Origin of the sequence: Ferribacterium limneticum, assembly GCF_020510585.1 — a bacterium.
Classification (GTDB): domain Bacteria; phylum Pseudomonadota; class Gammaproteobacteria; order Burkholderiales; family Rhodocyclaceae; genus Azonexus.
Window position 1 is genome coordinate 2,780,450 of record NZ_CP075190.1, and the last position, 17,715, is coordinate 2,798,164.

The 17,715-nt window shown below is 61.3% G+C and carries 18 protein-coding genes; 9 read left to right on the plus strand and 9 right to left on the minus strand.

Annotation, left to right across the window (positions count from 1 at the left end; genetic code table 11):
• Positions 1-163: 163 nt before the first annotated feature.
• The 3 genes from KI613_RS13380 to KI613_RS13390 all read right to left on the minus strand — a co-directional run bounded on the left by KI613_RS13380 (position 164) and on the right by KI613_RS13390 (position 4,407).
• Complete coding sequence (locus KI613_RS13380; protein ID WP_226400272.1) at positions 164-2,212, minus strand: putative bifunctional diguanylate cyclase/phosphodiesterase; 2,049 nt, start codon at positions 2,210-2,212, stop codon at positions 164-166.
• A gap of 94 nt (positions 2,213-2,306) precedes the next feature.
• Positions 2,307-3,206, minus strand: a complete 900-nt coding sequence (locus tag KI613_RS13385) for a nitrate- and nitrite sensing domain-containing protein (RefSeq protein ID WP_226400276.1) — start codon at positions 3,204-3,206, stop codon at positions 2,307-2,309.
• Positions 3,207-3,213: 7 nt separating this feature from the next.
• Positions 3,214-4,407 (minus strand): methyl-accepting chemotaxis protein, encoded by a 1,194-nt coding sequence (locus KI613_RS13390; protein ID WP_226400278.1) that lies wholly within the window; start codon positions 4,405-4,407, stop codon positions 3,214-3,216.
• Between the two features lie 293 nt (positions 4,408-4,700).
• Between KI613_RS13390 and prfB the strand changes: the two genes are divergently transcribed.
• From prfB to KI613_RS13405, 3 genes are all read left to right on the plus strand, one after another.
• Positions 4,701-5,805 (plus strand): peptide chain release factor 2 gene (gene prfB, locus KI613_RS13395; protein ID WP_226400280.1). Its coding sequence is split into 2 segments (ribosomal slippage): positions 4,701-4,781 and positions 4,783-5,805, totalling 1,104 coding nucleotides; the frame shifts between segments, so codons are not numbered across the junction.
• A 19-nt stretch (positions 5,806-5,824) separates the two neighbouring features.
• Positions 5,825-7,072, plus strand: a complete 1,248-nt coding sequence (locus KI613_RS13400; protein ID WP_226400282.1) for a hypothetical protein — start codon at positions 5,825-5,827, stop codon at positions 7,070-7,072.
• A 2-nt stretch (positions 7,073-7,074) separates the two neighbouring features.
• The gene (locus KI613_RS13405; protein WP_226400284.1) at positions 7,075-7,407 is read left to right on the plus strand and encodes a cupin domain-containing protein; all 333 of its coding nucleotides are present in this window, start codon (positions 7,075-7,077) and stop codon (positions 7,405-7,407) included.
• A 153-nt stretch (positions 7,408-7,560) separates the two neighbouring features.
• Here the strand turns inward: KI613_RS13405 and KI613_RS13410 are convergent, their stop codons facing one another.
• The 6 genes from KI613_RS13410 to KI613_RS13435 form a co-directional block, all read right to left on the minus strand.
• Positions 7,561-8,742: an acetylornithine transaminase gene (locus KI613_RS13410; RefSeq protein WP_226400287.1), complete on the minus strand. Its 1,182-nt coding sequence runs from the start codon at positions 8,740-8,742 to the stop codon at positions 7,561-7,563.
• 185 nt (positions 8,743-8,927) lie between these two features.
• Positions 8,928-9,281 carry a hypothetical protein gene (locus KI613_RS13415; RefSeq protein ID WP_226400289.1) on the minus strand — a complete coding sequence of 118 codons (354 nt, stop codon included), beginning with the start codon at positions 9,279-9,281 and terminating at the stop codon, positions 8,928-8,930.
• A complete protein-coding gene (locus KI613_RS13420) occupies positions 9,278-10,216 on the minus strand; it encodes a nucleoside recognition domain-containing protein (RefSeq protein WP_226400291.1) in 939 nt (312 codons plus the stop codon). The genes KI613_RS13415 and KI613_RS13420 overlap by 4 nt, the downstream gene beginning before the upstream one ends.
• A gap of 198 nt (positions 10,217-10,414) precedes the next feature.
• Complete coding sequence (locus KI613_RS13425; protein ID WP_226400293.1) at positions 10,415-11,569, minus strand: patatin-like phospholipase family protein; 1,155 nt, start codon at positions 11,567-11,569, stop codon at positions 10,415-10,417.
• A 75-nt stretch (positions 11,570-11,644) separates the two neighbouring features.
• Entirely contained in the window at positions 11,645-12,286 is a 642-nt protein-coding gene (locus KI613_RS13430; protein WP_226400295.1) for an NrsF family protein, read from the minus strand.
• Positions 12,283-12,855 (minus strand): sigma-70 family RNA polymerase sigma factor, encoded by a 573-nt coding sequence (locus tag KI613_RS13435; protein ID WP_226400297.1) that lies wholly within the window; start codon positions 12,853-12,855, stop codon positions 12,283-12,285. Before KI613_RS13435 ends, KI613_RS13430 begins: the two co-directional genes overlap by 4 nt.
• Before the next feature lie 147 nt (positions 12,856-13,002).
• Between KI613_RS13435 and KI613_RS13440 the strand changes: the two genes are divergently transcribed.
• The 6 genes from KI613_RS13440 to lysS all read left to right on the plus strand — a co-directional run bounded on the left by KI613_RS13440 (position 13,003) and on the right by lysS (position 17,611).
• Complete coding sequence (locus KI613_RS13440) at positions 13,003-13,599, plus strand: cytochrome b/b6 domain-containing protein (RefSeq protein WP_226400299.1); 597 nt, start codon at positions 13,003-13,005, stop codon at positions 13,597-13,599.
• A 12-nt stretch (positions 13,600-13,611) separates the two neighbouring features.
• Positions 13,612-14,400 (plus strand): molybdopterin-dependent oxidoreductase, encoded by a 789-nt coding sequence (locus tag KI613_RS13445; RefSeq protein WP_226400301.1) that lies wholly within the window; start codon positions 13,612-13,614, stop codon positions 14,398-14,400.
• Between the two features lie 70 nt (positions 14,401-14,470).
• Positions 14,471-14,737, plus strand: a complete 267-nt coding sequence (locus KI613_RS13450; protein ID WP_226400303.1) for a pentapeptide MXKDX repeat protein — start codon at positions 14,471-14,473, stop codon at positions 14,735-14,737.
• Between the two features lie 119 nt (positions 14,738-14,856).
• Positions 14,857-15,516 (plus strand): peptide-methionine (S)-S-oxide reductase MsrA, encoded by a 660-nt coding sequence (msrA, locus tag KI613_RS13455; protein ID WP_226400305.1) that lies wholly within the window; start codon positions 14,857-14,859, stop codon positions 15,514-15,516.
• Between the two features lie 16 nt (positions 15,517-15,532).
• Positions 15,533-15,877: a hypothetical protein gene (locus KI613_RS13460; RefSeq protein WP_226400307.1), complete on the plus strand. Its 345-nt coding sequence runs from the start codon at positions 15,533-15,535 to the stop codon at positions 15,875-15,877.
• Positions 15,878-16,105: 228 nt separating this feature from the next.
• On the plus strand, positions 16,106-17,611 hold the full coding sequence (gene lysS, locus KI613_RS13465; RefSeq protein ID WP_226400309.1) for a lysine--tRNA ligase: 1,506 nt from the start codon (positions 16,106-16,108) through the stop codon (positions 17,609-17,611).
• Positions 17,612-17,715 lie beyond the last annotated feature (104 nt).

The following is a 17,715-nucleotide window of genomic DNA, read 5'->3' on the forward strand; positions in this document are numbered from 1 at the left end:
CCAGCCCTGAAAATGCCCCGCCCCCGGAGAGTAGCTTCCTCTCATTCTATTTGTTGCGACGCAGCAAGCCCATTCTACGCCGACTTGGCGAGAATATATGCCAGACAAAAACAGCCACCCCGCGCACCGGCCAACCATCGCGCGACACAAGCGCTGGCCACCATCACCGCAATCTTGCCTGCAGGTAGTCACCTACCGAGGCCATCTGCATCGGCCGCGAGAACAAATAGCCCTGAAACTCGTTGCAGCCGCAAACCGCCAGCGCATCCTTTTCAGCCTCGGTTTCGACCCCCTCGGCAACGATATGCAGATTCAGAGTCTTGCCCAGGAAGATGATGGCGTGCGGAATCGCCATCGCCTTGCCGCCACGGTCGCAACCGGAGACAAAGGAGCGGTCTATCTTCAGGGTATCGATCGGCAAACGTTGCAGATAGCTCAGTGAGGAATAGCCAGTGCCGAAGTCATCGACGGCAATCCGCACGCCCAGCGCCTTGATCGACTTGAGCATGCGGATGGTGTGCTCGACATCGCCCATGATCATGCTCTCGGTGATCTCCAGCTCCAGGCATTCCGGCGGCAGGCCGGAAACTGCCAAGGCATCGGCCACCATCGCCGGCAGCCCGGGTTCCGTCAACTGCCGCGCCGACAGATTGACCGCGACGCTCAGGGCCAGACCATCGATCAACGGCCAGTTGGCCGCCGCCCGGCAAGCGGCATAGAGCACCTGCTCGCCAATCGCCAGGATCTGGCCGGTTTCCTCGGCCAGTGGAATGAAACGGTCGGGCGTCACCAGCCCATGCCCGGCACTGTTCCAGCGCACCAGCGCCTCGAAGCCCCTGACCCGCGCCGCGGCATCGACTTTCGGCTGGTAGACCACGGTCAGTTCGTTGTGCTCGATGGCGCTCTGCAAGCTGCTTTCCAGGACAAAACGATCCTGCGCGACCTGGTTCAGGTCGCGGGTATAAAAATGGTATTGGCCCTTGCCGCTTTTCTTGGCGTGATACATCGCGACATCGGCAACCCGCAGCAGGCTGTCGAGATCCTGAGCATCGTCTGGATAGACGCTGACCCCGATGCTGCAATTCATGCGCAGGGCGTGCCCGGCCAGCGTCAAAGGGGCCTGGATGGAGGCCAGCACGCGCTCCAGCAGATGCCGGGTGTCCTCGCTCGAAGCCTGCTCGCCCATGATCAGCACGAATTCGTCGCCACCGTAGCGGGCGACGGTATCGATCCCGCGCAAGGCCTGGCGCAGGCGGCCGGCGATTTCGATCAGCAACTCGTCGCCGGCGGCATGGCCGAGGCTGTCGTTGATCACCTTGAAGTTATCGAGATCGACGAAAGCCAGCACGACCTTGCTCATCTGGCGCTGGGCCAACTGCACGGCCTGTTCCAGACGATCCTGCAGCAGATTGCGATTGGGCAGACCGGTCAGCGGATCGTGCGTCGCCTGATGTTGCAGCACCGACTGGTAGCGATGGCGTTCGGTAATGTCCTCGACCGTGCCCTCGTAATAGAGCAGCGCGCCATCCGGGGCGCAAACGGCATGGGCGTTCTCGGAAATCCAGATCCGGCTGCTGTCGTGACAGATCACCTCGGACTCGAAATCGCTGACCCGGCCATCGCGCTGGATCATGCGTTTGAAATCGGCGCGCCGCCGCTGGTCGACATAAAGCCCGGTGGCGATATCGGCCAGGCTGCTGATCAGCGCCTCCGGCGTCGGGTAACGATAAAGCATCGCCAAGGCCTGGTTAGCCGCCAGATATCGCCCGTTTTCGGTGCTCTGGAACATGCCGATAACCGAATTCTCGAAAATGCTGCGATAACGTAACTCGGTTTCCGCCAACTGGATCTGGGCCAGGACGCGGTCGGTGATATCTTCCAGATAACCTTCGATAATCCGCCGCCCGGCCTCGTCGTGCAGGCCGATGCCACGCTCCAGCACCCACTTCTCCTCGCCGTCCCGGCAAACGATGCGGTACTCGATGCGGTAGCGCGCCCCGGTGTCGAGCGCCGCCAGTATGGTGCCGCGCACGGCAGCCCGATCTTCCGGGTGGGTCAGGGACGCCAGCGAGTGAGTCGCACTCCCGACCAGATCCTCGGCTGCATAGCCAGTCAGATCGCGGCAGCCGGGACTGACCGACAGCAAATGCCAGCAACCGTCCACCAGGCAGCGGAAAAGCATGCCGTCCAGGCTGGAAAACAAGGTACTCATGGCCGGCAGACTCCGGGCGCCGCCCCCCCCAACACCACAGGCCGGCCCGAAGCCGAAACCCATGCGCTGGACCGGCCTGGTCAAAAAGCCGAACCTAGACACGCTGCAATCGAGTTGATGCTCTAACATCAGCCTTCCCGGTTCCTGCCTGCATCAATTCGCCGCCGCACTCGCCTATCCAGGCGAACACACTGTCCACGGCGGCGGTAGCGATAGCGAAATACTCCTCGGCAGCCACGCTGATGCCGGAACTCAGCAGCATCTGTGTGCGGATCACCCGCGCCATCTGTTGCACCGCGATCGCCGCCTTCTCCGCCTTTGGCCCCCGCCCGCCCACCTCATTCGCCTGGTTGAGCAGTGTCTCGGCGCGCGCCACCAGGAACATCAGGCGGACCCGCGCCACCGCAGAGCAACCACGCCGGGCAGCAACACTCATTCCCAGGGCTCGGGCCTGACCAAGGCACTCGGTGAGGGCTGGCAAACGGCTGGCATAGTTGCGAACCAGGCCGCGGGCGGAACGATCCCCCAGCAGCAACTCGACCCGGGATTCGCCCAAAGCGGCCAGCCACTGCAGCAGTTGATCGATGAGAAAACTGTGCTGGGCGATGCTTTGCTCGACGGAAAGCCCGGCCAGCTTTTCCCGCAACTGGCCCCAGTTGTACTGGAACAGAGAAAGATCGTTCAGCGTCAGGCAGGGATGCGCCCGGGCGCTTTCCGCTCTGGCCACCTCCCGCAATGAAGGAATCAGCCCTTCGATCTCGCGCCCCTTGCCATCGAGCCGCGCCCTGAAACCTTGGTCGCCGGAAAGCAAGGCGGAACTCATGCCGCGGTGCTGCTGAAAATGCCCGACCAGGGCGAGCAGCGAACGGCAGGCGGCCAAGGTGTTGTCCAGCGACTTTTCGGCATCGACCCAGCGGCGACGGCGATAGAGCATTGTCGACACCGCCAGGATGAGGATGGCCAGCGCCAGCATCGTGTAAATGATCCAGTTCATGACAACCTCACTCATATTGGTATTTTTTCAGGGCCCCAGTCAGCTGAACGGACAAATCGTTCAGGTAACGGGACAGTTCGCTGTTCTCGCGGACCAGATGCTCGTTGGCATCAGCCAACTGGGCGACCTGCTCGATATCGCGGGCGATGTTCTGACCGGCCTCGCTCTGCTCCTGGCTGGCGGCAGCAATATCGCGGATCAGCGCCAGCGTCTGGCGGGCGTTGTCTTCGACCCGGCGAAGGTCGGCGACCGCGTCGCCGGCGTCGCTCAGGCTCTTGGCAGCCTGGCTGCTCGTCGCCGCCATGGCATCGATCATGCCACCGACCTCATTCCGCACTCCTTCGATGCGCTCGCCAATATCGCGAGTGGCATTGCTGGTCCGCTCGGCCAGCTTGCGCACCTCGTCGGCAACCACGGCAAAACCACGCCCCTGTTCGCCGGCCCGGGCGGCCTCGATGGCGGCATTTAGCGCCAGCAGGTTGGTCTGCGCAGCAATTTCCGCGATCAGCTCGACAATGACATCGATCTCCCGCGAGCGCTGACCGAGGCGACTGGCGCTCTCCGAAGTCTGCTGTACGGTCGCGGCGAGATTTTCCAGGCTGGAGGCCAGGCCACTGACCCGTTCGGCTCCCGCCATCGCCATCTGCCCGGAAGCCTCGGCTACTGAGGCAGCCCCCTGGGCGCTTTCGCTGGTCATGCCGAGGCTGACGGTCAATTGCTCCAGCGTCGCCGAGGAAGACAGGGTGATGTCGCGCTGCCGGCGGACACCGTCGTCGCCGCCAGTGGCATTGACACTGCTCTCGCCAGCGACACTGGAAATTTCCTGCGACATCCGGGCAAAGGTCAGGAACAGACCGGACAACGAACGGGCCATGCCGTTCAGGCGTTCAGCCAGCGGTGCCAAGGCACCGCAATGCCGGGCATCGAGGCGGCTGACCAGACGCCCGGCCGCCAGTTCTAGAGCAAAACCGTCGATCAGGGCCAGTGCCGCTTCCAGTCCATACTGCAGCCTGAAGGCGACCAGCAGCGAAACGCCGAGCATGGCCACGGCAGCACTGGCCCAAAGTTCGACCTGATTTGTCAGCACCAGACCGGCCAGGGCCGCACCGCCGCCTACCGCCAGCAGCCAGGCCCCAAACAAACGCAGCCGCAAGGAATTCATGCAGGAGCGCAAGGCAGATACCGATTCGTTGCTTGTCATATCAGTCGGGCACAGAGTTATTGGATTGTTAGGACAAAAGCAAGTCTCTTGCCATCCAATGCACCGAAATGATTATCCATTTGTAATCAATAAACTAAACTAAAAATTAGCGTTGATTAATACGCAAAAGTATCAAATGATAGTTATACGTCATCGCACCTTCGGCATATTGCACCAATAAAGTGCCATGACTTCCCGACTGCTTAGTCGACAACGCACTCAATAAGTGCAGCCAAATCCTGCCTTGCCCAGCAGCTATAATTGCGCTTTTGCCACGCAACGAGACGAACATCATGGAAGCCGAACACATCAACAGCATCTCCAACAAGCTCGACGATCTGGCGCAGCGCGCCGCCGAGCTGCGGAGGTATCTTTGACTACGATCAGAAACGCGAGCGCCTGACCCTCCTCACCCAGGAGATGGAAGACCCGAAGATCTGGGACGACGCCAAGCGAGCCCAGGAACTCGGGCGCGAGAAGAAATCGCTGGAAAACATCGTGCTGGTGCTGGAAGAAGTCCAGTCCGGCCTCGACGACGGCCGCGAATTGTTCGACATGGGCAAGGAAGATGGCGACGAAGAAACCCTGCTGTCCGTCGAGGCCGACAACGCCGCCCTCGAAGCCAAGGTCGCCGCCCTCGAATTCCGCCGCATGTTCAACAACCCGATGGACCCCAGCCCCTGCTTCCTGGAAATCCAGGCTGGCGCCGGCGGTACCGAAGCCCAGGACTGGGCCTCGATGCTGTTGCGCATGTATTTGAAATATGGCGAGAAAAAAGGGTTCACCGTCGAAGTCATGGAAGAATCCGAAGGTGAAGTCGCCGGCATCAAGGGCGCCACCGTCAAGTTCACGGGCGATTACGCCTACGGCACGCTGCGCACCGAAACCGGCATCCACCGGCTGGTCCGCAAGTCGCCGTTCGACTCGGCCGCCCGCCGCCACACGTCGTTTACCAGCGTCTTCGTTTTCCCGGAAGTTGATGATTCGATCGAGATCAACATCAACCCGTCCGACGTGCGTACCGACACCTACCGCGCCTCCGGCGCCGGCGGCCAGCACATCAACAAGACCGACTCCGCCGTCCGTTTGACCCACGTCCCGACCGGCATCGTCGTCCAGTGCCAGAATGACCGTTCGCAGCACCGCAACCGCGACGAAGCCTGGCAAATGCTGCGCGCCCGCATCTACGAGCACGAGTTGCGCAAGCAGCAGGCCGAGCAGCAGAAGCTGGAAGATGCCAAGTCCGACATCGGCTGGGGCCACCAGATCCGCTCCTACGTGCTCGACCAGAGCCGGATCAAGGATCTGCGCACCAACCACGAAACCGGCAACACCCAGGGTGTACTCGACGGCGACCTCGATCCGTTCATCGAGGCCAGCCTGAAACAGGGCGTTTAGTCAGGTCGGTGAGTCAGCCATGACTCGCCTCCTCGGCTGGCTGGCCGGCGCGCTGCTTTTGCTCGTGTTGGCGGCTGGCGGACTGTTGCTGGCGGCACTAGACAGCAAACCGCTGGTCGAGCGTAGCGAAACCATTTCGCAGGCCGCCGTCAATCAGGCGCGCTGGCTGTTTCACACCAATGACCCGCGCCGCCTGCAATCCGGCGAGGCCCGCCGAACGGCCGTCCCCGCCGCGCTGATCGACGAAGGCATCAACGCCCTGGCCAGCCGCAGCCTGCATGGCCGTGGTGCGCTGGTGCTTGGCGAGGAAACGGCCGAAATCCGCCTCACTCGTCGCGTGCCGCTGCTGCCGGGGGAACACTATTTCAATTTTCGCGCCACGCTGCGCGAGGGCAAGGGCGAACCGAAAATCTTCGCTGCCGCCCTCGGCCAGTTGCCGATTCCGCCGCAACTACTTGAATTCCTGCTCGCCACTGCCGTTCAGGGCGCCGGCTACGACGCGGAATGGACGCTCGCCCGCCAGGCCATCCGCGAACTGATCTTCGACCCGCAGCGCCAACGCATCGTCGTCGCCTACGTCTGGGAGCCGGCCCTGCTCGACCGCGCCCGTTCCATCGCCTTCAAGCCGGACGATCTGGTCCGCATCCGTTCCGCCCAGGAATCGCTGGCTGCACTGTTCGACCACCACGCGCCGGGCCGACCGGTGCCGCTGGCCAGCGTCCTGCGTACCGTGCTCGACATCGATGGCACCGATCAGCACGAAAACCGCCGCGCTGCCCTGCTCGTGCTCGGTGTTTACCTCGCCGAGAAAAACATCGCCTCGCTCATTCCCGAAGCCCGCAACTGGCCGCAGCTTCGCCCGGTCACCCTGATGCTGGCCGGGCGCAACGACAGCGCCCAGCACTTTGTCGTTTCCGCCACCCTCGCTGCCTGGGCCGGCGAACCGGTGGCCGACGCCATCGGCGTTTACAAGGAAATGGCCGATTCCCGCCACGGCAGCGGCTTTTCGTTTGCCGACCTCGCCGCCGACCGGGCCGGCACCCGTTTCGGCGAGCTGCTGAGCCGCCGCGATGCGCGCCTCGATGCGCTGCTCGAAAAGGAATTGACTGACGGCGACCTGATCCCCGTCATCAACGACCTGCCGGAATCAATCAGCGCCACCAACTTCCAGCGCCAGTTCGGCAACACGAGCAGCCCGGCCTATCGGCAGCTGACCGCAGAAATCGAACGCCGCCTCGACGCCGTGCCGCTCTACAAACCGGAGTGACGATGACGGACAACCTGTTTGCCGATCTTCCGCGGTCAACCGGAAATATTGAGCAATTTTCAAATCTGCTCGACCGCCCCGGCCTGCGCATCGAACGCATTGTTTCCACTGGCCAGTGCAGCCCGGAGGGCTTCTGGTACGACCAGCCCGAGGGCGAATGGGTGGCAGTTTTGCAAGGTCAGGCAACGCTACGTTTCGCAGACACGCCGGAACCTGTCCGGCTCAACCCCGGCGACTTCATCGACATCGCCCCGCATCGCCGGCATCGGGTGGAATGGACAGACCCGGAGCAGCCAACGGTCTGGCTGGCCGTTCATTACGCGGCCGTGAAATAAGTATCCGGAAATCAAACCTCGTCGTGGCTGTTCGCTAGGCCACGGTCAAGGCTTCCGCGCGGAGATCGCGGCGAAATCGAGCATCTCCGAGATGGCGCCGCCCCGCCCGAGCGCCCGCTCCAGATGTTCCGGGGTCGCGGGCTGGCTCATGTTTCAGCCCTGCAGCAGGCCGTCGAGCATGGCAATCATCTGGTCGATCTCGGCTTCGGTCACATTCAGCGCCGGCATGAAGCGCAGCAGATTGGGGCGCGGCGAGTTGAGGAGCAGGCCTGTCGGTCCGCCCTCAAGCGCCCGGCGGACGATGTCGGGACCGCGCTCGTCGGCCAGCACCAAGGCGCGCAACAGGCCGGAACCGCGTTCACCCGACAAGCCATGCTTGGCGGAAAGTTCGAGCAGGCGCTTCGACAGATATTGCCCACGCGCCTCGACGCCGGCCAGGAAGCCCGGCGCCAGCAGGCGCTTGAGCACCGCCGCGCCAACCGCCGTCATGAGCGGATTGCCGTTATAGGTGCCGCCCTGGTCGCCCGGCTCGAAACAGCAGATTTCCTCGCGCGCCAGCAGCGCCGCCAGCGGCACGCCGCCGCCGATGCCCTTGGCCAGCGTCATGATGTCCGGCGTGATGCCGGCGTGTTCGTAGGCGAACAGCTTGCCGGTGCGGCCCATGCCGGTCTGCACTTCATCGACGATGAGCAGGATGCCGCGCGCCGTGGTCAGTTCGCGCAGCGCCTTGAGGAATTCGATATCGGCCGGGATCACCCCGCCCTCGCCCTGCACCGGTTCGAGCATGACGGCTACCGTTTTTGGCCCGATTTTCTCGTTGACCGTAGCGATGTCGTTGTAAGTCGCTTTCGGGAAGCCCGCCACCTGCGGCGCGTAGATCGTGTCCCAGCCCGCCTTGCCGGAAGCCGACATGGTGGCCAGCGTGCGGCCGTGGAAGGAATGGCCGAAAGTGATGATCTCGTAGGCGCCGTCCTTGTGCAGTCGCCCCCACTTGCGCGCCAGCTTGATCGCCCCCTCGTTGGCTTCGGCGCCGGTATTGGCGAAGAAGACGCGGTCGAAAACAGAGTTGGCGGTGAGCAGGCCGGCCAGTTCGATCATCGGCCCGTTGTAGAAAGCCGGGCTCGGGTTGATCAGCTTGCCGGCCTGGGCGGCCAGCGCCGCAGCGATTTCCGGCGGACAATGACCAAGCGTATTCACCGCCCAGCCCTGGATGAAGTCGAGATAGGCCTTGCCCTGATGGTCGTACAGCCACGATCCTTCGCCGCGCTCGAAAACGAGGTCGGGACGGTTGGTAATGCTCATCAGGGAATCGGTATTGGCGGCGTGGTATTGCATGGTCGGATTTCCGTGGAAGGGAGCTGGAATGCTAAGCCCGCGATATTACCGAATTACGCGAGGCTGTAGCGAGCTCGCGAATCGGCCAGGAGCGCCGCCCCGCCAGTTAAATGACATGAACCCATAGCGGCGCGGCACTACGCCTCGCATCAGCCCAGCGGAATTGAAATCCGCGTGAGCGCCCGTTATTTCTTGATCGGCTGATTGCGCCCCGAAAGCTCATCGCTCATGCGCATCGCGGCATCGCTGATCTGACCTGTCGGATTTCGGCTGCAGTATTGATTCAGTTTCAGCTCCAGCGTGCTGCTGGAAAAACTCGAAACCTGCTGGTTCGGCAAAGCGTAGTTGTGTCCGGTCAAAAAACCGCGCACCCAGACGACGTAGGCGGCGCGCTGGTCGGGGTCGTCCTTCGATTTGCTCCATGCGGCGCAGGACATGTCTTCGAAGCCGAGCAGATTCAAGGAGGCCGCGGAGGCGCTGGTGACCATCAGGCCAGCGCTGGCAGCCAGGATCAAGCGGGTCAATTTTGGTCGGTTCATACAGCGAGTATATGTCCGACGGTGCGTACAGCGATACCGATACAAGCACCGAGGGCAGCCGGTTTCCATACTGCCGCGATGCGCGGCCCGGCCGAAATCAGCACGGCCACGCCGGGCAGGTCGAAGGGGGAAATCAGGAAGCCGGCGCTGGCATTGAGCAGTTCGACGCTGATCTGGCCGGCTTTGCGCATTTCGTCCATGACCCCCATCATCGCCGTGCCGCCGGCCATGTACTTGGTCAACGTCGGCAGGATCAGGGCGCTGTCGATCGAAGCGGCGGTCAGCACCGGCGCCAGCAGGCGGGTCAGGGCATCGATGGCGCCGCTGCTACGCAACGCCGTGACGACGACCAGCGACAGCACGAGCATCGGGATCGCCCCGACGGAAAGCTTGAACGCTTCAGCACCGGCACGGTTGATCACATCGAGAATGCCCTTGGCGCTCTCGGCGACCGGATGATGCAGGGTTTCGTCGAGCCGGCTTTCGGTATTCGATAGCGCCCGGCCGAACAGGTAATAGGTCGCCGCCGCAGCGGTCAGGCCACCGATCAGTGAATAAGTCAGGGTCAGCGCCAGATCGAGGCCCATGGTCATCATCGGCAACGCCGCATTGGCCTGCGACATGGCGAAAACCATGGCCAGCGTGGCGGCGATGTGGCGGTCGGAAGCGCCGCGCTGTTCCATCATGGTCAGCGTCGCCATCGGGGCGGCGAAGCTGACAAAGTTGATCTGTAAGGCGGCGAAGACGCCCAGCCCGGTCAGGCCGACCGGTTTGAGCAACGGGGCGAGACGGGCGACGACCCAATCGAGCACACCGCGCGCTTCGAGCAGGCGCATGAGCGAGAGCATGACGACCATGACGGGAAGCAGGACGAAGAAGGCCAGTTCGACGGCGGAACGGCCGGCCTTGAGGATGATTTCGATGAGGATTTCCATAGGGGTGGATTATGGCATTGGCGTGTAAGGGGGGCACTATTGGCGATTTCCCTTGGTCCTCTGAATTGGCTTCGGTTTCCGCTTTATTGGCGGGTGCACATCCCACGGTCAACCGGAAAAAAAGGCCAAAAATTGAAACCCCGCTATCGTCCTGCGCGAGCAGGTCAGGCCAAGCCTGGCCAATTGCAAAATTGAATTCTAGCTTGCGCCGGCAGACGAATAATCGTGCACCACGATGCCTTCTGATCGCGCCACTTTTTCTCTGTCCCAAGGCCTCTCGTGCAAAGCCCGTCGCGTGTCGGCAAGCCCGGCTGCCCATCGTTCGACAACCCGTCCGGCTTCGAACTCGATATCCTTGTTTTGGTCCTCACCGGGCAGGCGGGGGGCCTGCAGGTATACCAAGTGGAATACGCTGCCACAACCAAGGCACGCCAGATCGCGCAACGGCGACTGAGCGTTCAGATCGGCCAGTTCATAGCTAAGCAGATTAACCGCATGACGTAATTGATGAAGTTCCTGCTGGATCGCAATCAGCGAATCAGCCCGGCTCGAATACTGGATCTCTTTGCTGCGCCGGAGTACATCACGCAAGGTTTGCGGTGGGTGGTCAGTCTGCTGCCACAGCGTGGCGAAAAGGCAGAGCGAGTGGATACGCGGTTCATGAAGTATCCACTCCAAAGGCGTGTTCGAGTAGATGCCGCCATCCCAATACAAGCGACCATCAATCCGTACCGGCGGAAAGGCTGGCGGCAGCGCGCCACTGGCGAGGATGTGCTCGGCACCCAAGCGACACTGGCGGGAATCGAAATAATGGATTCGAGCGCTCTCGACATCGACCGCGCCGATCGAGAGGCGTACCGGCGAGTCGGCGAGGTAGTCGAAATCGACCAGTTCGAGCAGCGTTTCGCGCAGCGGGGAAACGTCATAGAAGCTGGCCTCGGTGGGGGCAGTGGCCAGCCCGAAAGCGAATGCGGCATTGGCTCTGGGCTGGAAAAAGCCGGGCAGGCCGAAGGCCATCGTTTGCAGGCTGCGCAGCACGCCGCCAAAGCTTTCGCCCAGCATTTGACCGGTTTCCGGTGGCAACCAGCCGGCAGCGAGCCCAGTCTCCGGTCGCGACATGCGATCCCAGAATGTCCTGATCCGTTCGAGGCGACTTTTTGGTGGTTTGCCGGCGATCAACGCCGCGTTGATCGCGCCGATCGACGTGCCGACGACCCAGTCCGGCTGCCGGCCGCTGGCCTCGAACGCCTCGAAGACACCAGCCTGGTAGGCACCGAGGGCGCCACCACCCTGGAAGACCAGGATGCTGCGTTGCGGTTCGATGATGCGGGCGGTCTTATGGGCGGCTGGCATGGCGCTCTCCATGGTAAAGGCACGGCAAGGGAGTGTTAGGCCATGCCGCCCGGATAGCTGGCGACCTCACGACAGCTACCAGCGCAGAACAGAGTTTCCCAGAATGGCCCCGACACCAGCCGGAATCAGCATGCCCAACAGGTACCAGAAACCAACGAATGGCGCCCCCATTTCAGGGCAATGCAGGCAATAAACAACGGCAGCAACGGAGCCGGAAAGCAGCCCCGCGGCAAAACCGGCCAGCCGCGGCCGGGTTGGCGCCATGTCCTTCATGGTGCGCAGCACGGCGGCAAACACCGGGACCGAGAGCACAGCAATCAGTAAGGGGCAGGACTTCCAGGTATCGCCATAAAAAAGCTTCGAGCGCTCAAACGGTTCGGCCTCAATCAGCGCGAAGGCAGCGATGGCCCAGATGCCCAGAACGGGGAGGGCGAGCGCGACCGGCACCCAGTTGATTTCCGCCCCCGGTCGCGACAGACGGAGCGCGGCAAACAGGCTGCCTGCGGCAAGGCAAGCAACAAACCCGACTTTGACCCAGAACATCGGCAGCAGGAGTGCCTGACCGAGATCGTGGCGAACCTGCAAGAGCAAGAGCATGAGCAAAGTAGCGCCCGCCGCGCCCCAGCCAACGGCCACCGCGTAGCGCTGCGCCGCAGCCGGTTGCTCGACAGCCCCCGCACCGGTTGCCAGCAGGGTGATCAGATCTTCAGTTTTCATGCGATGCCTCGTATCTTTGCAGCGAGTGCCTTCAGGCCTCTATGGACGCCAACCTTGATGGCTGACTCCGACATGCCGGTAATTTCCGCTGTTTCCTTTACCGACAACCCTTCCAGCTTGGTGTGCATGATCGGCAGGCGAAGCTGATCGGGCAAGTCGGCCAGCAGCTTGTTCAGATCCCGGCGTGCCTCGGCGGCATCCGAATCGGCGGTGGTGAAAAACGCCATTTCGTCATCTAGCGGATCGTTCAACATCTCATGCCCGGCCCGCCGCCGGAACAGATCGACCAGCTTGTAGCGGGCAATGGCCTGCACCCACGCCGACAACGGCTGATCGTTATCGTAGGTATGGCGCTGGTTATGTACCGCAAGGAGCGTTTCCTGCACGAGATCCTCGATTTCGTCTGGCAAGCTGACCAGGCGTCTTCGCAGGAAGGCGCGCAGGTGCGCACTCAATTCCGTCAAAAACACCTGATAGGCGGCGTTGTCGCCGGCAAGACCGCGCACCAGCAAATCCTTCAGGCGATCTTCCCTGGCACGAAACCCCGCTTCTCTGTTTATTCGTTGCATTGATGCCTTTGGTTACAGCGGCAAGAAAAAATACCTGATGCTGTCATGGGAAAACAAATTTTGCCTGAGCTTGTAACCATTCGCCACCTGCGCCCGAACTACCTTGCAGACAGAACATTAAATGGAAAAACCATTGAGAGGATAGCAATGGCCAAGGACATCAATCTCATTCACCCGCTCTGGGTCCGCCTGACGCATTGGATCAATGCGGTCGCGGTCGTCATTCTGGCGACCAGCGGCTGGCGTATCTACGACGCCTCGCCCTTTTTCCCTTTTGTCATCCCCGGGCAGATCACCCTGGGTGGCTGGCTGGGTGGCGCGATTCAGTGGCATTTCGCTGCGATGTGGCTGCTCGTCGGTAATGGCCTGATCTACCTGGCCTGCAATGCGATCAGCGGACGCCTGTGGCATAAGTTCTTTCCGCTATCACCGCGCGCCTTTTTCGCTGATGTGCTGGCCGCCCTGAAAGGCAGGTTGTCGCATGCCGATCTGAGCCACTACAACATGGTGCAACGCGCCGCCTATCTGTTTGTGATGGTCGATTCGGTACTGCTCGTGCTGTCCGGCCTGGTGCTCTGGAAATCGGTGCAGTTCCCCATCCTGCGCGAACTGCTCGGCGGCTACGAAGCGGCGCGCCGCGAACATTTTCTGGCGATGGCCGCGCTGGTCGCCTTCGCCGGCATTCATCTACTCATGGTGGCGCTGGTTCCCCGCACGCTGCTGGCCATGATCCGCGGTCGTTAGGGAGCAACAGACATGATCAAGAAACCTTCCCGGCAACTCGCCATCGATGGCGACCTTGTACTCAAGGACGCAATGAAGGATATCGCTCGTCGCCTTGACCAGCCAACGCGGCGCGCCTTTCTGCAACGCTCGCTGAGCCTGGGCGGTCTGTCGCTGCTCAGCGGTTGCGGCGTGGTCGATGAAAGCAGCGTCGAGAACGCGCTGATGAATGTCTCCCGTTTCAACGACAAGGTCCAAGCCTGGCTTTTCGATCCCAACCGCCTGGCACCGACCTATCCGGATTCGATGATCACCCGCCCCTTCCCGTTCAACGCCTACTACGGCGAGGATGAAATCCGGGAAGTGGAGGAGGAAAGTTTTCGTCTGGAAGTAACCGGCATGGTCGCCGACAAGCACGCCTGGACGCTTGCCGAGTTGCGTGCCATGCCGCAGGCCGACCAGATCACCCGCCATATCTGCGTCGAGGGCTGGAGTGCCATCGGCAAATGGGGCGGCGTGCCTTTCGCCAGCTTCCTGCGCCGGGTCGGCGCCGATCTCAGCGCCAAATATGTCGGCTTCAAATGCGCCGATGACTACTACACCAGCATCGACATGCCGACCGCCCTGCATCCGCAGACACTGCTGACGCTGACTTACGACAGCCAGCCGTTACCGCCGCGTTACGGCTTTCCGATGAAGCTGCGCATGCCGACCAAGCTCGGTTACAAGAACCCGAAACATATCCAGGCCATTTTTGTCACCAACAATTACCCCGGGGGCTACTGGGAAGACCAGGGGTACAACTGGTTCGGCGGCAGTTGAGCGATTCCGCGCAACGGCCCTGAATAACCGGCATTTCTGCCACGATTTACCAACCACAACGGAGTCCACCATGAAAACAATCATTTCCAGTATTTTCGCCGCCTGTTTGATGCTTGCCGGCAGTACCGCTTTCGCCGACGACATGATGAAAAAAGACACAATGGCCACCGACGGCATGGCCAAGGATGGCATGAAGAAGCCAATGGACAAGGACCATATGGCCAAAGACGGCATGAAAAAAGATGCGATGACCAAGGATGGCATGAAGAAGGACGAAATGAAGAAGAAAGACGGCATGGCCAAGGATGCCATGGGCAAGGACGAAATGAAGAAGTAGTCGCCGCAGGTGGGGCACGGCGCCGCTAGCTGGCCCCACCAAGGTCCTGGCAAGCCAGTCCGCAGGACAAAAAGCAATGACTGGCCTTCTGGCCAGGCAAGGTAAATCAGGAGTAGATCATGTCTTTTCTATCCAGTTCGACGAAAACGGGCCGGCTGGTGCTGCTTGCCAGACTGGCCCTTGCAGTCTTGATCCCCGCCCATGGCGCATCGGCAATCGCCGAAAGCAAGACGGATAATCCGACGAGCTTGCAGACAGCCATTTTCGCCGGCGGCTGTTTCTGGGGCGTCGATGCGGTGTTCAAGCACGTCAAGGGCGTCGCCAGCGTCGAGTCGGGATATGCCGGCGGCAATGCCGACAAGGCCAATTATGAGGCGGTCGGTAGCGGCCGGACAGGTCATGCCGAAGCCGTGCGCGTTCGTTTCAATCCGGCGCAGGTCTCGTATCAGCAGTTGCTGCAAGTGTTCTTTTTCGTCGCCCATGACCCGACGCAACTCAACCGCCAAGGTCCGGATGTCGGGAGCCAATATCGTTCGGCGATTTTCTTCGCCGATCCGGAGCAGCAAAAAATGGCAACCGACCAGATCAAAAAACTGACCGCGGATCGCACTTTTGGCAAACCCGTCGTTACGCAGATCGCTGCCCTGCAGCAGTTCTATCCCGCCGAACAGTATCACCAGAACTATCTGGCCCTGCACCCCACCCAGCCCTACATCGTCATCAACGACCTGCCCAAGATTGAGCACCTCCGGCGCCAGTTTCCGGATCTCTATCAATAAGCTCGCAGAAAATCGCATGCTTAGCCCTGTCGCAGGTTCATTGCCGACAACTCAGACATCTGCAGTGAGTTCTGCTACCAATCTGCGAGCACAGCTTGCGAGATTTGAGGCGGAGCTTGCCAATTGGGAAAACTGCCCATCGTGCAAAACAACCGAGGGGAAAGCCCGAATCGCCGAAATCGCAGGAAAGATCAGCGATATCAAACACCGGATGGAAGCTGCCGAGCTGTCAAAACAGGACGTCAACGGTTTTCGCCCCAACGGAAATGAGGCACCCAAGAGCCTGAACGACAGCGCGGCACCTGTCGACTCGGTATCACCAGCCAGCGGCGTCGGCAGCCTGGTGAACGTCTATGCCTGATTGAGGGTACTGGCTGCACCGCCAAATGATAGACGGCGAGTGCCCGTGACATCCCCTCATCATTGGTTGCTGGCACTCCAATTGTTGCTGAAGGATTTAATCGGCTGCCACACCGAAAATCCAGGCGAAACAAGCGCTACCAACCTTGTCCCCAATAGCCAAAATCGGCGAAAATCAAAGGTTCTTGGCATTTGCCCACAGCGCCTCCCATTTTCCCAAGGATTCTTCATGTCCAACCCCGAACAGCAAGCCCCGGTCCAGCAGGACGAAAACCAGCTCATCGCCGAGCGCCGCGCCAAACTGGCCGAGTGGCGAAAGACCGGGAAAGCCTTCCCGAACGACTTCCAGCGCGAGAACACCGCGGCCAAGGTCCTCGAAGGCTATGGCGACAAATCGGCGGAAGAACTCGAAGGCCTGCCGGTCGAGGTCAAGGTGGCCGGCCGCCTGATGCTCAAGCGCGTCATGGGCAAGGCGTCGTTCGCCACCATCCAGGATCTGTCGGGCCGCATCCAGATTTACGTGACGCGCGACCGCGTCGGCGAAGAAGTCTATGCCGATTTCAAGACCTGGGACCTCGGCGACATCATCGGTGTGCGCGGCATCCTGATGAAGACCAAGACCGGCGAACTGTCCATCCAGGCCGCCGAAATCCGCCTGCTGACCAAATCGCTGCGCCCGTTGCCGGACAAGTTCCATGGCCTGGCCGACCAGGAAATGAAGTATCGCCAGCGCTACGTCGACCTGATCATGAACGAGGAAACGCGCGCCACCTTCCGCGCCCGCTCCGACATCGTCGCCGCCATCCGCAACTACATGACCGGCCACGGCTTCATGGAAGTCGAAACGCCGATGATGCACCCGATCCCCGGCGGCGCCTCGGCCAAGCCGTTTGTCACGCACCACAACGCGCTCGACATGCAGCAGTTCCTGCGCATTGCGCCGGAGCTCTACCTCAAGCGCCTGGTCGTCGGCGGCTTCGAGAAGGTCTTCGAAATCAACCGCAACTTCCGCAACGAAGGCCTCAGCCCGCGCCACAACCCCGAATTCACGATGATGGAGTTCTATGAGGCGTATGCCAACTACCACACGCTCATGGACTTCACCGAAGGCCTGCTCCGCCATGCCGCGCGCGAAGCGCTGGGCAAGGAAGTCTTCGTCTACCAGGGCCGCGAGCTCGACCTCTCCAAGCCTTTCCATCGCCTGACCATCAACCAGGCCATCCAGCGCCAGCAACCGGATTTCACCGATGCGCAACTGGCCGACGTCGAATTCCTCAAGACCAAGATCAAGGCCTTTGGCGAGCCGGTCAAGCCGGGCGGTCTGGGCAGCCTGCAGTTGCAGCTGTTCGAAGCCTGTGCCGAAGCCCAGTGCTGGGAACCGACTTTCATTATCGACTACCCGGTCGAAGTGTCGCCGCTGGCTCGTGCTTCGAATACCAATCCGGAGATTACCGAGCGTTTCGAGCTGTTCATCGTTGGCCGTGAAATTGCCAATGGCTTCTCCGAGCTCAACGATGCCGAAGACCAGGCGGCACGCTTCCAGGAACAGATGAAGGCCAAGGATGCGGGGGATGAAGAGGCAATGTATTACGACGCGGATTTCATTCGTGCGCTGGAATACGGGCTGCCGCCGACTGGTGGGTGCGGGATCGGGATTGATCGGCTGATCATGCTGCTGACCGATGCAGCCGCCATTCGCGATGTCATCCTGTTCCCCTCCATGCGCCCCGAGTGATGCGTGGCTGCGCTTGCCAACTCGGCGTTGCCGACGACCTTGCATAGCTTGCTATGCGGCGGCCGTCGGCGCCTTGATTTGGCTGCGCTCGCTCACGCATCGAG

Excerpts from the sequence above, each read along its gene's own strand:
- KI613_RS13380 (WP_226400272.1), bottom strand. The coding sequence starts at position 2,212 with ATGAGTACCTTGTTTTCCAGCCTGGACGGCATGCTTTTCCGCTGCCTG.
- KI613_RS13385 (WP_226400276.1), bottom strand. The coding sequence starts at position 3,206 with ATGAACTGGATCATTTACACGATGCTGGCGCTGGCCATCCTCATCCTG.
- KI613_RS13390 (WP_226400278.1), bottom strand. The coding sequence starts at position 4,407 with ATGACAAGCAACGAATCGGTATCTGCCTTGCGCTCCTGCATGAATTCC.
- KI613_RS13400 (WP_226400282.1), top strand. The coding sequence starts at position 5,825 with ATGACTCGCCTCCTCGGCTGGCTGGCCGGCGCGCTGCTTTTGCTCGTG.
- KI613_RS13405 (WP_226400284.1), top strand. The coding sequence starts at position 7,075 with ATGACGGACAACCTGTTTGCCGATCTTCCGCGGTCAACCGGAAATATT.
- KI613_RS13410 (WP_226400287.1), bottom strand. The coding sequence starts at position 8,742 with ATGCAATACCACGCCGCCAATACCGATTCCCTGATGAGCATTACCAAC.
- KI613_RS13415 (WP_226400289.1), bottom strand. The coding sequence starts at position 9,281 with ATGAACCGACCAAAATTGACCCGCTTGATCCTGGCTGCCAGCGCTGGC.
- KI613_RS13420 (WP_226400291.1), bottom strand. The coding sequence starts at position 10,216 with ATGGAAATCCTCATCGAAATCATCCTCAAGGCCGGCCGTTCCGCCGTC.
- KI613_RS13425 (WP_226400293.1), bottom strand. The coding sequence starts at position 11,569 with ATGCCAGCCGCCCATAAGACCGCCCGCATCATCGAACCGCAACGCAGC.
- KI613_RS13430 (WP_226400295.1), bottom strand. The coding sequence starts at position 12,286 with ATGAAAACTGAAGATCTGATCACCCTGCTGGCAACCGGTGCGGGGGCT.
- KI613_RS13435 (WP_226400297.1), bottom strand. The coding sequence starts at position 12,855 with ATGCAACGAATAAACAGAGAAGCGGGGTTTCGTGCCAGGGAAGATCGC.
- KI613_RS13440 (WP_226400299.1), top strand. The coding sequence starts at position 13,003 with ATGGCCAAGGACATCAATCTCATTCACCCGCTCTGGGTCCGCCTGACG.
- KI613_RS13445 (WP_226400301.1), top strand. The coding sequence starts at position 13,612 with ATGATCAAGAAACCTTCCCGGCAACTCGCCATCGATGGCGACCTTGTA.
- KI613_RS13450 (WP_226400303.1), top strand. The coding sequence starts at position 14,471 with ATGAAAACAATCATTTCCAGTATTTTCGCCGCCTGTTTGATGCTTGCC.
- msrA (WP_226400305.1), top strand. The coding sequence starts at position 14,857 with ATGTCTTTTCTATCCAGTTCGACGAAAACGGGCCGGCTGGTGCTGCTT.
- KI613_RS13460 (WP_226400307.1), top strand. The coding sequence starts at position 15,533 with ATGCTTAGCCCTGTCGCAGGTTCATTGCCGACAACTCAGACATCTGCA.
- lysS (WP_226400309.1), top strand. The coding sequence starts at position 16,106 with ATGTCCAACCCCGAACAGCAAGCCCCGGTCCAGCAGGACGAAAACCAG.